Raw genomic sequence first — 15,462 nt, 5'->3', positions numbered from 1 at the left:
TTAATCCTCCCAATCATAGATAGTTACAGCAGTAATGCCATAATCATGGCGCTTGCGTTCTTTTAATTGACCAATCTTCTGTGGCAGTATAACATCTTTATCCGTCTCGCAAACAACTATCGCCTGATTTGTTAATAGCTCATTATCCAGCAGCATTTCAATTTGCTTCACAATTTCCTGCTTCGCGTAAGGCGGGTCTAAAAGCACCAGATCAAATCTCAAATCACCATCTGCCAATTGCTTAATGGCTTGATTTGCCGGCATTTTCATTAACTGAAAGGACGCATCACGTTTAGTCATTGAGACATTTTCACGAATAATTTCCATGGCACGATAGTTTTTTTCGACTAGAACCGCTTGTTCCATTCCGCGAGAAACTGCCTCTATTCCAAGCGAACCGCTGCCGGAGAACAGGTCTAATGCAGCACCACCGTCAAAGTAAGGACCAATCATATTAAACATTGCTCCCTTCACCTTATCTGTCGTGGGTCGTGTGTTGTTTCCCGTTAATGTTTTTAACTTCCGACCGCCAAATTCACCTGCAACTACACGCATGATCCCATGCCTCTCTTTCCTGCTAAAATATCTCTACTAATTTAATAAAGCTCAATGGAATAATCATATTATCAAAGAAAAAGATGAAAAATGTTTGAAAAAATCAGACATTTTTCACCTTACTTAGACTGTTTCTGCTAATCGAATCTTTGTATTGGCTTCTACTACATCCAACTCATCATCATCTTTCACTTGATAAGCAGCCTTCGTTCCAATCCGATCTGCAAAATTCATTTCGATATCTGGGCGATAAGACCGTTCCACTTGACGCACAAAATGCAGCGTCTGAAGTTTTTCTTCCACTTCCTCGACTGTCTCTTCATTCACATACAATACCACATATTTCATCTTTCTTGAGACAAAATGAACCAAGCCGTATCGCTTTAAAGTTTTTAATTGCTTCAAGGAATAGACCCAAACAATTATTCCTCGTCTTTTTTGCATTATAAATTCAGTATTATCCATGACAATTCCCCTTACAACTATGATTCCCTGTTTCAAAAAAAGGATTTCCAGCATCAACCTTGATCTCCGCTGAAATCGTCTGTGCGATACGTTGACCAACTTCATCTAATAATTGTTGAAGATCCGTTTCTGCTAAACGAAAGGCTGCCACTTTCTCGTTAAGATCAAGGGCACGTTTACTCAATCGAACGCTTCGCTGCAGTTGGCGGTAGTCAGGTGCATACTCCCCATAGCTTGCAATTTGTTCGAATTTATCTTTCTCTTTTTGAAAAGCCTTTTTGAGCTTTGCAACTTCTGGACTCGTGTTCATCTCTGTTCTTTTTAGCAGATAGTTTTTATAGCTTTGACTCGCTAGTATTTCCTGAATCAGCAATTGATTCTGATCCTCTAGCTGAAAGAAAGCATCATTAATAATCAACTTATTCACTATCCTTTGTTTTTTCTGGTTCCTGTAACAAGACTAGCACACTTTCTTGATTAATTGCAACGCCAAGATCCGCATCAGGTGTACGAAATACTTCATTCAAATGCTCTCGACTAATCCAATTAAACAGATTGAATAAAGGATCGACCATTGGTGAATAGAACAAGCCGCTTTGGTAGTCGATTTTTTCATGTTTAGCTAAATCCTTAAATTCAGCTGCTGATAATTCAAAAGACAAATTACTTAAATGTGCCCCTTGATCAGTCTGCCACTCTTCTAAACGCTCATTAGACAGCACTCTTTTTGGTGTTGTTAAGAAGCTTTTTAAAAGCTTTTTACTATCCTCCATTGATTGATCAGGTGCCGTTAATTTAGGCAATTTATTTAAATTGCGATACTGATTGATTGCTTCAATCGTCCGCGACTGCTTTTGTGCATTCAACACATTCCAATCAAGATTACTTTCTTGTATTCGATTTGCTAGAGGATTCCCACTGTTGATCTGATAAGGCATCAAGCGTAATAGATTTTCTAAGTCTAAGAAGACTGCACCTATCAGTTTTTCATTGTCGCTGTTGAAAAAAAGCATCGCAAACGTGTTGTTTTCAAACGCAATCAATGGACGGAAACGCATGTCATTCTCGCTCAATTCGATCGCCACAGGTTCCTCGTCATAGGTCAGAGCAAAATCTGCCGATAAATTGATTTGATCAGATAGCTGACTGCTAGTCATTCCAAACTTAAATGGTTCAATAGCCGCCTTTTTAGCCATCACTTTGATTGTACTAACTTTACCAGCTTCTACATTCACTTCCAGAATACCACGCTCAAGCTCATAATCCCGAGTCTGAAAGAAAAATCCGCTATCTTCTATCTTTGTCGGACGACCAAATTTTTGTTCAAAGGTATCAATGGGCTGAGAAATATATTGAGCATAGCCTTCTGTTTTGATTGTTTGATGCTTCAACGCCTTATGACGTACCACTTGATTTTTTTGCTCAACCGGTACTTGCTTTTGCGTAGGCGGAAAGAGGACTGGCTGTAAATAGTAACCAATCAAAACGATACATAAAATACTAAGAAAACCAATCACTCTTTTCACACAACAACGCTCCTACTTAATAATGCTTATTTTTCTTTTACTTCAATTAATAAATCGCCGGAAGAAATGCTTTCGCCCTCTTCAACGTATAAATGTGATACCTCGCCTGCAAAACGTGCATCAATGGAAGTCTCCATCTTCATCGCTTCGGTAATCAGCAATGGTTGACCCTTCTCAACATGATCGCCTTTTTTCACTAAGACCTTCAAGACCGATCCGGTCATTGTCGCGCCGATTTGTTCACGATTTGTTGGTTCAACTTTACGTTTCGTTTGGACGGCACTCTTGATTGACGCATCCTTAACAAGAATTTCACGACGTTGACCGTTTAAGTTGAAGAAGAGTGTCCGATTTCCTTCTACATCTGCTTCTCCGATTTCATCTAAACGAATAATCAGTGTTTTCCCTTTTTCAATTTGAACATTGATTGTTTCACCAAGACGCATGCCAGTAAAGAACGTCGGTGTATCTAACAACGTAACATCTGCAAATTGTCCATAGGATTTTTGATAATCCAAGAAGACCTGCGGATACATTAGATAACTTAATACATCTGTCTTACTTGGCTCAAAGCCGATTAACTCTTGTAATTCTTGCTTCACTTTTTCAAAGTTCACAGGTTCAGCAAATTTACCTGGACGTTCTTGCATTGCTGGACGTCCTTGTAAAATGATACGTTGTAGCTTTTCAGGGAAGCCGCCAACCGGCTGACCAAGCTCACCCTGGAAGAAGCTGACAACTGACTCAGGATAACTTAATTCATCTCCATGATCATAGATATCTTCTTCTGTCAGCTCGTTTTGCACCATAAATAATGCCATGTCACCAACCACTTTGGAAGACGGCGTAACTTTTACAATATCACCAAACATCAAATTAACAGTTTGGTACATTTCTTTGATCTCATCCCATTTATCGCCTAAACCGACAGCTTTAGCTTGCTGTTGCAGATTTGAGTATTGTCCACCAGGCATTTCATGATTATAAACTTCTGTTTGAGCAGCCATAATACCATTTTCAAAGCTTGCATAGTAGGGACGAACGTCTTCCCAATAATGATTGATTTGACGAACGTTCTTTAAATTTAACTCAGGCGTACGATCTCCGTATTGCAGAGCGAAATACAAACTGCTCATACTTGGCTGACTGGTTGCTCCGCTCATCGCGCTGGTTGCAACGTCAACAACATCCACTCCCGCCTTAACAGCCGCAGAAAGTGTAATAAGTCCATTTCCAGAAGTATCATGTGTATGCAGATGAATTGGTAAATCAGTTGTTTCTTTCAGCTCACTGATTAAACGGAAGGCAGCCTGTGGTTTCAATAGACCAGCCATATCCTTGATTGCAATCATATGAGCACCGATTGATTCCAATTCCTTCGCCATACCTTTATAGTAGTCAACGTTATACTTCGTACGGTTAGGATCTAGGATATCACCTGTATAACAAATCGCTGCTTCAGCGATTTTGCCCGCATCCCGAACATATTGAATGCTTTTTTCCATTTGCGGAACCCAGTTTAAGCTATCAAAGATACGGAAAACATCTATGCCGTTATGAGCCGCTTCTTTAATAAATTCTTCTAATACATTGTCTGGATAATTAGAATAGCCGACTGCATTTGAGCCACGGAACAGCATTTGCAGCAATGTATTCGGCATTGCTTTACGTAATAATTTCAGACGCTTCCAAGGATCTTCCGTCAAGAAGCGATAAGCAACGTCAAAAGTCGCCCCGCCCCACATCTCGCTTGAGAACAATTCAGGAATACCTTCTCCCGTCGCTTGAGCTACATTTAGAAGGTCATGTGTACGAACTCGCGTAGCTAATAAGCTTTGATGGGCATCTCGGAAAGTTGTATCCGTTAATAAGACAGAATCTTGTTCTTTGACCCATTTAGCAACTGCTTCTGGACCAGATTGATCCAAGATATTTTTCGCAGTAACGATTTCTCTTTTCTCAATTTTTGGCGCCCGTGGTGTTTCAAAATAGCGTTTTTCTTGTTTTTCGATTCCAGGAAACCCGTTAACTGTAATTTCAGAAATATAGCGCATCGTTTTATTTCCACGGTCACGAACGCGTGGAAACTCAAATAATTCAGGCGTATTATCAATAAAGGTCGTCTTCGCGTCACCACTTTGAAAAACAGGATGGCTAATCACATTGTGCATGAAAGGAATATTGGTCTTCACTCCACGAATCCGGAACTCAATTAAACAACGCTGCATTTTTTCGATTGCTTGATCAAAATTCAAGGCATGGGTACATACTTTTACTAATAAAGAATCAAAGTATGGCGTCACTGTTGCTCCAGCATAGGCATTTCCCACGTCTAAACGCACTCCAAAACCACCTGGTGAGCGATACGTATCAATTTTCCCAGTATCCGGCATAAAGCCATTCAAAGGATCTTCAGTCGTCACACGACATTGGATCGCCGCACCAGACATTTGGACATCCTCTTGTTTAGGCAAGCCGATTTCTTTATGCAAGTCTTTCCCTTGTGCGATCAGCAATTGCGAAGTAACGATATCCACTCCGGTAATTAATTCAGTAATCGTATGTTCAACTTGGACCCGCGGATTTACTTCAATAAAGTAGAAGTTATCGCCTTCAACTAAGAACTCAACCGTTCCAGCATTGACATAGCCAACGTGCTTCATTAATTGAACAGCCGCTTGGCAGATTTTTTCTCGCTGTTCGGTGTTCAAGGAGATACATGGTGCTACTTCGACAACCTTTTGATGACGGCGTTGTACCGAACAATCACGTTCAAATAAATGCAAAACATTTCCATGAGTATCCCCTAAAATTTGAACTTCAATATGTTTAGGATTGGCAACATATTTTTCAACGTAGATTTCATCATTCCCAAAAGCCGCTTTCGCTTCGCTTTTGGCACGATCATAGCCTTCACGAGCCTCTTTTTCATCATGAGCCACGCGCATCCCGCGACCACCGCCGCCTAGCGCTGCCTTAATCATGATCGGGTAACCATGTGATTCAGCAAATTCCAAGACGCCTTCAATCGTGTCCACCGGACCATCAGAACCAGGAATTGACGGAATTCCAGCCTCTAACGCAGCCGTTTTTGCTTTGATCTTATCGCCGAAAATATCTAAGTGATGCAACTCAGGTCCAACAAAAACAAGACCTTCTTCGCGACAACGTTTCGCGAACTCCAAGTTTTCTGAAAGGAAACCATAGCCTGGGTGAATGGCATCCACCTTTGCTTCTTTCGCTACTCGGATAATATCCTCAATATCTAGATAGGCATCAATCGGTTTTTTCCCTTTACCAACTAAATATGCCTCATCTGATTTAAAGCGATGGACCGAATATTGATCCTCCTCTGCGAAGATCGCCACCGTTTTAATGTTTAATTCGCTACACGCGCGAAAAACCCGCGTTGCAATTTCTCCTCTATTTGCTACCAATACCTTTTTCATGCACTTCACTCCTGACTTTTTAAGTATTCATACTCGATTGCAAGCTTCGTTCGTTTTTCATCCGCACTGATATTCAATGCAAATGCTACGCCCACTGACAACACGAGTAAGCTATTTCCTCCTTGACTCAAAAACGGGAACGTGATCCCAGTCAAAGGAATAATTCCCAAAATACCACCAAGATTAATAAAAACTTGTAATAACAACAAACTTCCAATTCCAATACAAATCAAAGAATTGAAAGGCTTCTTCGAACGAATTCCAACCAAGTAAATTCGTGCGATCATAAAAATCAAAATTGCTAATATAACAAAAGCGCCGATCAAACCAACTTCTTCTATTACAATAGAGAAGATAAAGTCAGTATGAGCTTCACTTAAAAAACCTTTTTTCTCAATACTATTACCAAGTCCGCGACCAAACCAGCCGCCGTTAAACATCGCATAATAACCATTGACCATTTGATGGCCGGTATCCAACTCGAATTTAAATGGATTTTTGAAGCTTTCAAATCGACTGGCAATGTATTTTAATTTCCCAGGAAGAACCTTATCACCAAAATGAGTTAAAAATTCGATGACTAGAAAACTTCCGGTAATTCCAACACCACCAATAATTAAGCTGTAAACCCAGTTGACTCCACTGGCTAATAACAAAATCAAGGCCAATAAAGTGATGATAGCTGCATTCCCCATATCGGGTTGAATAGCTACTAAAAAGATCATAGCAAAAACTAAGATCAATGGGCGTTTCATATCATTGATGAAATTGTCTTGGATCGTTTCCTGACGCTTCGATAAAATATATGAAAGATACCAAATGACCATGATCTTCAAGTATTCAGCTGGCTGCATAGTGAAGCCCCCGATATCGATCCAGCCTTTGGCCCCATTTCGTTCATCACCAAAAAAAAGAACGACGATTAGTAATATAAAGATCAAATACGTAACAAAAATGATCAGCTGCTGACTTTTCAGCACGTCTGTCTTCATCTTGTACATCAAACTAATCACAACTAAACTTAATACCCAGAAAATCCCTTGGTTCATTACCAGACTTGTCGGGTTCGCATTATTCGTAATCAATAAATAGGAAGTTGAACTATAAACAAAAATCAAACCGATCACAGTCAAAATTAAATAAGGTATCAAAATACTATAGTCTAAAAAATGACGTTTCTTTATCTTCTTAGGCAAGAGTTAAGCCTCCCAGCCGGCATCCGTCATATCTTGACGATTCTCGTACAATTCCGTATATAAACGATTCAGCTCTGCTTCCAATTCACTAAGCATCTTCTGTCCTTCTCCTCGCTTTAATATACCAACCTTTTCAGCAAAGAAGACCTGACGGGAAAAGCCATACATTTGTGTATCAACGACTTCCTCGAAGGCTTTACATTGAGAGATACAAAGGCTATTTGTTTGATTGCGAATCAACAATTTGATTCGGTCAGCATCCTCTTGTAATACTTTAATGGCAAAATCAGAAGAAATATTTTCCATTTTGCTTCCCTCCTATCTTGATTCAACATTATAACATAGAAAAATTTTAAAAAGGAAAAAAATAAGTGAGACTAAGCTTTTTCTAAACTCTTTGTTCGGATTTTGAGTTTTACACAGCCAATCTAATATTACATAAAGATTACAAACTAAAAACTTAAGCGAAAAACGCGAAAAATCAATTCTTTTTTGTTTTCCTCTTGTGAAACAAATAAGTAATATGAAACATAACAGTTTTTTATCATTTTACCCGTTCATATTTTCTTAGTAGGACTAAAAAAATTTCTCAATTATTTCTTTCGGAAGCTTGATTCTCCACGACAAATAGCCCGCTGGTTAGCAGGCTAAAAAATTCTATTTGTATGAAAAGATGCAAGTTATCATCCACCTCATACCAACGTTGGATTTTTTGATGAGCTGGACACAACGATTACTCTCGTTTACGAATTCGCTCGAGTAACCGCTTTCGTTTTTTCTTAGGTTTTGCAGGTGGAGATTCCTTGTTCACCGCAGCGACGATCGCTTCCTGTGGTGCCTCTTCCGTGCGTTTTCCGGTGACAATCAGCTTCGCTGGGACGGATTGATCGTCTGCCTCGATAGTCAATGGTTCGATTCCCGCGGGAAAACACGCATTGATCAGCATGAATGCTTGACTCTCATTCAAATCCCACGAATGGTAGCCACTTGGCAGCTCAATTGTTTGGACGAAGCGATTCGGCTGCGGCCATTCTTCGGTAATGGTTAAATCCTCCGGAATCCGAATCGTTTCCGGAATTTCTCGATTATTATCAGGTGTCTTCGACTGTTTTATTGGTTCTTCCATTGTTTGGACAGCTGCTGTTTGGTCCGTTTGAGACTGTGCTGATTTTTTGGCAGCTTTTCCATCATTAAAAATGGTTCTTTCTGTTTTTTTGATAATTTTGGCATGGCGGACTTCTTGAAATAATTCAACGCCATTTTTTTCAAATAGTTTTAGTTTCGTCAATTTTGTTAATGAAGCTTTGATCTCTTCTGCTGATTTGGATAAATCAACATCCTTTATGCGCAGTCGATGGGATTTGCCATCGCTTTTGCCGAATTCTGCTGCTAATGTATAGGTTGTTTGCATGTTTTTAGTCCTTTCTAGTTTCTTTCATCTCGTTATTTTCTCCATTTTTTCCGCAGGTCCTCGTCATGAGCCGACCAATCCTGCCAAAGGTTCTTTAATAAATTGTGTAAACAAGGTCTTCAGCTTTTCCACAACATAGGTCTTTGCTGGAAACAATTTGATTTCTAATAAGCGCCATTCCTTCTTCTCGAAGTATTCTGTAAAAAACAGATAGTAGCGGCGCAGTGAACGATTCGAACGTGTCCGCATAAAAATGTGACGCACAAGATCGGCTAGTACAAAAGCGAAATCCGCTTCTGTTAATTCTTCTCGTACTTGAAGCGCTATCAAACATTCGAGCGCGCCATCGCCATCATTCGTTTCACGATAATACTGACTAATACGTTTTTCTAAATTCTTACGTGTTAAAGTGAATAGCTGAGACTCACTTAAGCCATAATTTTTCATTGATTTATCTCCTTTTTCAAAATAATACTTGTAACTCCTTTTTTAACCCACTAAATCCGAATCTGGTGACACCCAATCACCAACTTGAAACCGAAAACAATGCTTTTTTGTCCCTGAGCAAAACATAATCCTTTTTTGAAATTCTTTCAATATCAACTTTTTTTGAAAAATATAGAAATAATCCCACTTTAAGATGATTTATTAAGTTTTTGTTTTCAAAACACTTAAACACTAGCGTTTAGAACCTATCTATGACCATTTCGACTCTCTAAAATAACGAGTTTTTAACAAAAAAAGACCACGCTAAAAAGCGGTTCTATAATATTTGGTGTTGTTACTCTTTCTGAGTGAGAACACCAAGTATTTTTTTATACAAAAAGACATTTGGTTGTCCTATAATTAAATCGCTGAACCCAATCATAGGAGGCGAACCAAATGTCCAGTATTAAGAATATCAAATATAAAGATAATTGCCTAGACAAAACCATCAAACAAATCCTAAATATTCACGATTCCAACATTACTTTTTCTAAAGACGCCGTTTCAAAAGAAAAAGTCCATGACAGAATGGCCACCGTCTTTACTGGTCGACTGAGCTATCCGTCTCCTCGGTGTGAGTGTTGCGGCTACGACTCCGTCATCCATCATGGCTACAAAGATAGCTGGATTCAATTACTCCCTTATCAAGAGGTGTCTACCTATCTTCATCTCTATAAACAACGGTTTTATTGTAAACAGTGTCACCATACCTTTTCAGCTAAAACCTATTATGTCGCAGAAAACTGTTATCTCTCCCAAGCGCTCAAGTTTGCGATCGCTGTTGATTTAAAGAAGAAAATTTCGATGAAAGATATCGCTCAACGTTACTTGGTTTCCGCTAAAACGGTCGAACGGGTCTTGGATTCTTTTTTTGAAGAACCACGACTGAAGCCCAATTACTTACCCAAACATCTATTGATTGATGAATTCAAAGGAACTAAGGACTGTCAGGGCGCCATGTGTTTTATTCTCAGTGACGCGGACACGGGGAAAATCTTTGATATTTTAGAGGATCGAAGAAGCTTCAAGCTGATCGCCTATTTCATGCGCTTTACTTATCACGCTCGGAAAAACGTTTCTCATGTCGTGATGGATATGAATGCGGGCTATGAGTCTGTGACAAAGGTCGTTTTCCCAAATGCTCGGATTTCCATTGATCGATTTCATGTGATCCAACAACTTAATCGTGCATTTAATAAGCAACGGATAAAAACCATGAATCACTTGAAAAAGAGCGACCCGCAAGCCATGAAAAAGTATCGCAAGCTTAAGAAATATTGGCGAACCATTCTGAAGAAAAATAGAAAAATCAATTATTCTTCGCTTAAACAATACCCGCTTTTCCAACGGAAATACCTGACAGAATCGGAAGTATTGGATTATTTATTATCAATTGACGAGCACTTACGGACAAGCTATGATGTGTATCAGAATTTGTTAGATGCCTTCGATGCCAAAGATTATAAAGGATTTTACGAATGCATTGATCACTTACCGGCGTTACTTGATCCAGCATTTAAAAAAGCGATTCTTTACTTAAACAAACACAAGCAAGCGATTATCAATGCGTTAAAATACCCTTATTCAAACGGGAAACTTGAGGGGAAGAATAACCTGATTAAAGTGATCAAGAGAGTGGCATTTGGTTTTAGAACCTTTCGCCACCTTCGTATGCGAATTCTGATTCAACAGAATCTTTGCGACATTATTTGAGCAAAAAAACAAAAAGAAAAAAGGAAACGCCGAAGCATTTCCTTTCAGTGATTTAATGAGAACAACACGATTTGACTTAGAGCCTAAAAAGCGCAGCCTTCAATCATTTACTTATTCAACAGCTAATTTACGTTTCTTCGCTGCTTTTTCACGTTCAGATTTGTTTAGAATTTGTTTACGTAGACGAATCGTTTCTGGTGTGATTTCACAGTATTCATCATCATTCAAGAATTCTAAAGATTCTTCCAATGTTAAGATACGTGGCTTTTTAATGACTGACGTTTGGTCCTTCGTTGCTGAACGAACGTTTGTCATTTGTTTAGCTTTCGTGATATTTACGCCTAGGTCTTTATCACGGCTGTTTTCGCCGACGATCATACCTTCATAAATTTCAGTACCAGGTTCAACGAAGACCGTTCCGCGTTCTTCGACACTCATGATTGAGTACATCGTTGCTTTTCCGTTATCTACAGAAACTAATGCACCGTTACGACGTCCGCCGATAACGCCTTGAATCAATGGTAAATATTGATCAAAGGTATGGTTCATAATACCGTAGCCACGAGTCATTGATAAGAATTCTGTTGTAAATCCGATCAAACCGCGAGCTGGAGCCAAGAAAACCAAACGAACTTGACCATTTCCTGAATGAATCATGTCTTGCATTTCTGCTTTACGTTGACCAAGAGCTTCGATTACGCTGCCCATGTATTCTTCTGGAGTATCAATTTGAACTCGTTCAAATGGTTCGCATTTCACACCATCAACAACTCTTTCGATTACCTCTGGACGTGAAACCTGTAATTCATACCCTTCACGACGCATGTTTTCGATCAGGATTGACAAGTGCAATTCACCACGACCTGAAACAGTCCACGCATCTGGTGAATCAGTGTTTTCAACCCGCAATGAAACGTCTGTGTGTAGTTCTGACATCAAACGTTCTTCGATTTTACGAGACGTTACATATTTCCCCTCACGTCCGGCAAACGGTGAATTATTCACTAAGAAAGTCATTTGTAATGTTGGTTCATCAATATGCAAGATTGGTAATGCTTCTTGATGGTCAACAGGTGTCACTGTTTCCCCGACGAAGATATCCTCCATCCCAGAAACAGCAATCAAATCGCCAGCCTTTGCTTCTTGGACTTCTAAACGTTGCAAACCAAAGAAACCAAAGATTTTCGTTACACGGAAATTTTTAATCGAACCGTCAAGCTTCATAACCGAAACTTGGTCGCCAACCTTCATTTTTCCGCGGAAAATACGACCGATACCGATACGGCCTACATAATCATTATAATCTAGTAGAGAAACTTGGAATTGCAATGGCTCATCGCTGTTGTCAACGGGAGCAGGAATTTTTTCAATAATGGTATCGAATACAGGAGCCATTGTTGGTTCTTGTTCTTCAGGATTATCTGATAAGCTAGAAGTTCCGTTGATTGCTGAAGCATAGATTACTGGAAAATCTAATTGATCATCGTCTGCACCTAATTCGATAAATAATTCTAACACTTCATCGACAACTTCTTCAGGACGAGCAGATGGTTTATCGATTTTATTCACCACAACAATTGGTGTCAAATGTTGTTCTAACGCTTTTTTCAATACAAAACGTGTTTGCGGCATTGTGCCTTCATAAGCATCTACAACTAACAATACACCGTCAACCATTTTCATGATACGCTCTACTTCTCCACCAAAATCGGCGTGTCCAGGTGTATCCATGATGTTGATTTTGTAGTCTTTGTAGTTTACAGCTGTATTTTTCGCTAAGATCGTGATTCCACGTTCTTTTTCTAATGCATTTGAATCCATTGCCCGTTCTTGTAAGTTAACGTGGCTATCAAGGGTATCTGATTGTTTAAGCATTTCATCAACTAGTGTTGTTTTACCATGGTCGACGTGGGCGATAATTGCCACGTTGCGGATATCTTCTCTGTAATTCAATTTTAATTGCTCCTTTTCTTGTAACGCGAGACTCACTCGATTGACAATTATAACAGAAAATCATTAAGAGTGTTAGTAAAACATTTTCATTTTTTCAGAAAAAGTCTTTTTCTTAATTTTTCTCTTCATCAAACGCTTGAATTTCCTGCATCGCCGCTTGTGTAGCACCGATAAAGAACTCACGACCTTTGAAGCTTAATGGCTTTTGGTCTGCTCCGCATGTCAGCATTCCCAATAGCTCCATCATGATTTTACCCGCCGCATAATCCCATGGACTCAAAGAACTGACATAGCCGATCTGAGTTCCTTTTAAAATCGCGATAAAATCTAATCCCGCGCATCCTAAGACCCGTACTCCCATGGATTGATTCCCGATTTCCTGTGCATGATAGATATTTTTACGATACAGAGCTAGATTCATGCCAAGCAAACCTTGATTTAAGGATTTGTTCTCTGGCGCAGAAAGCTCTTCATTATTATAGAAGACTTTTCCTACCTTTGGACCGCCCCAAAAAAGCTCATCTCTCATGACATCATAGATAAAGCCTAGCTGTCCGACACCTTCTTCGTAGACCGCGATCATGATACAGAAATTTTCTTGCTGCATCACAAAGTTCAATGTTCCGTCAATCGGATCAATAACGAACACCCGGCCATGGTCGATCGGAGTCTCATCCTGACCATTTTCCTCACCTAAAATTTTTGCTTCTGGATCAAAGGCCTTGATTTTGCTGACGATAAAATCCTGCGTCTCCTTATCAACGTTCGTAACTAGATCAGTACGTCCGCTTTTTTGATCAACCTTTAAGGCATCGCCTAATCCCGCCTTAATTCTTTCTGCTGCTTCATAAATCCAGCTAATGATTTCTTGTTCCATTTTAGTCCTCCTACATCTTAAATCGTTTAGTTGTCGCAGCTTTCGCCTTTTGTAATGTTCGATATAAAGAATAACCACTGACTTCTTGGAATTCGCGCCCGATCCGCTTTTCCTCACCGATACTTTTTATAACTGTTTTGAATTTTTTATATCCAGTCAAAAAAGCTTCTGTCTCAATACCAGATTCATTCGCTGCTTCAACAAGATTCAGAAAATTGATGACTGTCACAATCTCCTCGTGTGTCCAATCCTCATCAATTGGGTAACCATAATTTGCCATTGATTCACACTCCATTCGGAAATAGTTTACCATAGAAAATCAAAAGCTTTTATTTAAAGCTTCTCTGAAACGAATTTCTTATAAAGAGATAACCTTATCTTCTTCTGCAATTTCTCTTAAAACACTCCAAGGATTTACAACCGCAATAACATTTTCTGGAATATTTTTAGTCACGACACTCCCTGAGCCGATGATCGTATTTTTACCAAACGTGACATTCGCACCTATCCAAACATTGTCTTCAATCACGACTTTTTTGGAATAGCTCCCTGTCATTCGTTCTTCTGGATGATCGCATGATATAATCGCATGATTTCCTGCACATGGTCCAAAAAGAACATCATCACCAATGTAAATCTCACCGTCATCTAATAAAATACAATTAAAAAAACGCGAAGAAACGAGCCTGATATGAATGTTTTTATCAAACTTGCAACGAAAATCGGGTTCAAAATAATTTCTCCTGATTTTGAAGCGCTGAAGCCAAGTGAATTATTCATCTTTTAACTCCATTCTTTAAAACATATTTTTGCTGAGATAATTTAACTGATATCCTTATACATCATTATTATGCTTCTTTAACCTTTGCAAGCGTTGACTGATAAAGAATATTTAGTCGATTACCGTAATTCACATAACCGCAATCTTCTACAAAAATGTCGATAATCCGTTCACATTGCCGCTGTCCTTTGGGGTTCTTCTTTTTAACCAGCAGCAAACCATAAACAAACTTCGCGTATAAATCATGGTGAATATACTTCAAATCACGATTCGGCGTTATTTTTTCCATATATTCTGAAAGAATTTTTTCCGCCTGATCCAAATAATTCTCCTCAATCAAATAACGTGTTAGATGAAGCAGAGCATCATAACGCCACTTTCGCATTTCAAAGCTGCCGTCATACTGCTTGACTAAGCGCCTGGTATAAAAATAAGCTTCCTCTGGTTTAAAAAGATCCCCGTTATAGGTAATCAAAAAGAACTCGAACTTCCCCCAGGTTTCGGTTTCCCTCAAATAGTCAGCGATCGGTGCTAAATCAACTGTATAACTAGGCAAGAATATATAATTGTAAAATCGTTTTCCAATAAGTGCAGCAAAAAGAAATCGTTCTTCGTTGGTTTGCCGATACAATTTTTCTTGATTTTCCACGAATTTTTTTAATAAAAAAGAATTTCCGGCATGATAAGCTTGATCAATCTCTTCCTCGATTTTATACAACCAAACATCCATGCTATCGTCAATTTCAAAAACAAACTCATCGAACGTTATATTTAACCGACCTAATAATTGAAGCAAATTAGAAAATCGAATATCTCCATTTTCCCGTTCGTATTTTCGTAAAAATTGCGGCGTCACGATTCCCTCGGAAGTGTTCATAATCGATTGATTTTTCTTTTCTCGAAATTCTTGAAAAAATTTTCCCGTCACTATTTTTCATCCTCCTTTGTCAGATTCGCGTCAATGAATGGATATAAAAAATTCTATTATCTAAATCATTCTCCCTTTTACCGACGCGCTAAAGCAATGAAGTTGACAATTCAGCAGCTCAT

The 15,462-nt window shown here is 39.0% G+C and carries 15 protein-coding genes; 1 reads left to right on the top strand and 14 read right to left on the bottom strand.

Translation table 11 applies throughout. The features are described from left to right. From rsmD to AUF14_RS05650, 9 genes are all read right to left on the bottom strand, one after another. A complete protein-coding gene (rsmD, locus tag AUF14_RS05690) occupies positions 1-555 on the bottom strand; it encodes a 16S rRNA (guanine(966)-N(2))-methyltransferase RsmD (RefSeq protein WP_016180303.1) in 555 nt (184 codons plus the stop codon). Positions 556-678: 123 nt separating this feature from the next. Further along, entirely contained in the window at positions 679-1,026 is a 348-nt protein-coding gene (locus AUF14_RS05685) for a YlbG family protein (RefSeq protein WP_164872461.1), read from the bottom strand. Next, positions 1,013-1,438 carry a YlbF family regulator gene (locus tag AUF14_RS05680; RefSeq protein WP_016180305.1) on the bottom strand — a complete coding sequence of 142 codons (426 nt, stop codon included), beginning with the start codon at positions 1,436-1,438 and terminating at the stop codon, positions 1,013-1,015. Before AUF14_RS05680 ends, AUF14_RS05685 begins: the two co-directional genes overlap by 14 nt. 1 nt (position 1,439) lies before the next feature. Further along, positions 1,440-2,546: a CAP-associated domain-containing protein gene (locus AUF14_RS05675; protein ID WP_049219931.1), complete on the bottom strand. Its 1,107-nt coding sequence runs from the start codon at positions 2,544-2,546 to the stop codon at positions 1,440-1,442. 26 nt (positions 2,547-2,572) lie between these two features. After that, complete coding sequence (locus AUF14_RS05670) at positions 2,573-5,995, bottom strand: pyruvate carboxylase (RefSeq protein ID WP_016180307.1); 3,423 nt, start codon at positions 5,993-5,995, stop codon at positions 2,573-2,575. Between the two features lie 5 nt (positions 5,996-6,000). After that, complete coding sequence (locus AUF14_RS05665) at positions 6,001-7,191, bottom strand: FtsW/RodA/SpoVE family cell cycle protein (protein ID WP_016180308.1); 1,191 nt, start codon at positions 7,189-7,191, stop codon at positions 6,001-6,003. 3 nt (positions 7,192-7,194) lie between these two features. Next, entirely contained in the window at positions 7,195-7,497 is a 303-nt protein-coding gene (locus AUF14_RS05660; protein ID WP_016180309.1) for a DUF1507 family protein, read from the bottom strand. Between the two features lie 427 nt (positions 7,498-7,924). Continuing rightward, entirely contained in the window at positions 7,925-8,602 is a 678-nt protein-coding gene (locus AUF14_RS05655; protein WP_016252588.1) for a DUF2922 family protein, read from the bottom strand. A 63-nt stretch (positions 8,603-8,665) separates the two neighbouring features. Beyond that, positions 8,666-9,049 carry a hypothetical protein gene (locus AUF14_RS05650; RefSeq protein WP_016180311.1) on the bottom strand — a complete coding sequence of 128 codons (384 nt, stop codon included), beginning with the start codon at positions 9,047-9,049 and terminating at the stop codon, positions 8,666-8,668. 435 nt (positions 9,050-9,484) lie between these two features. Here AUF14_RS05650 and AUF14_RS05645 point away from each other — a divergent pair, with 435 nt between their 5' ends. Further along, positions 9,485-10,801, top strand: a complete 1,317-nt coding sequence (locus AUF14_RS05645; RefSeq protein ID WP_102865887.1) for an ISL3 family transposase — start codon at positions 9,485-9,487, stop codon at positions 10,799-10,801. A gap of 111 nt (positions 10,802-10,912) precedes the next feature. Here AUF14_RS05645 and typA read toward each other — a convergent pair whose 3' ends face one another. The 5 genes from typA to AUF14_RS05620 form a co-directional block, all read right to left on the bottom strand. Beyond that, a complete protein-coding gene (gene typA, locus AUF14_RS05640; RefSeq protein WP_016180312.1) occupies positions 10,913-12,754 on the bottom strand; it encodes a translational GTPase TypA in 1,842 nt (613 codons plus the stop codon). Between the two features lie 112 nt (positions 12,755-12,866). Beyond that, positions 12,867-13,631: an inositol monophosphatase family protein gene (locus AUF14_RS05635; protein ID WP_016180313.1), complete on the bottom strand. Its 765-nt coding sequence runs from the start codon at positions 13,629-13,631 to the stop codon at positions 12,867-12,869. A gap of 10 nt (positions 13,632-13,641) precedes the next feature. Continuing rightward, the gene (locus AUF14_RS05630) at positions 13,642-13,911 is read right to left on the bottom strand and encodes a UPF0223 family protein (protein WP_016180314.1); all 270 of its coding nucleotides are present in this window, start codon (positions 13,909-13,911) and stop codon (positions 13,642-13,644) included. A 78-nt stretch (positions 13,912-13,989) separates the two neighbouring features. After that, entirely contained in the window at positions 13,990-14,187 is a 198-nt protein-coding gene (locus AUF14_RS05625) for an LbetaH domain-containing protein (protein WP_016180315.1), read from the bottom strand. A gap of 292 nt (positions 14,188-14,479) precedes the next feature. Then, positions 14,480-15,340, bottom strand: a complete 861-nt coding sequence (locus AUF14_RS05620; RefSeq protein WP_016180316.1) for an Rgg/GadR/MutR family transcriptional regulator — start codon at positions 15,338-15,340, stop codon at positions 14,480-14,482. Positions 15,341-15,462: the final 122 nt, after the last annotated feature.

This window comes from Enterococcus avium (assembly GCF_002891025.1).
Taxonomy (GTDB): domain Bacteria; phylum Bacillota; class Bacilli; order Lactobacillales; family Enterococcaceae; genus Enterococcus_A; species Enterococcus_A avium.
This window is presented reverse-complemented; position numbering and strand designations above follow the sequence as displayed.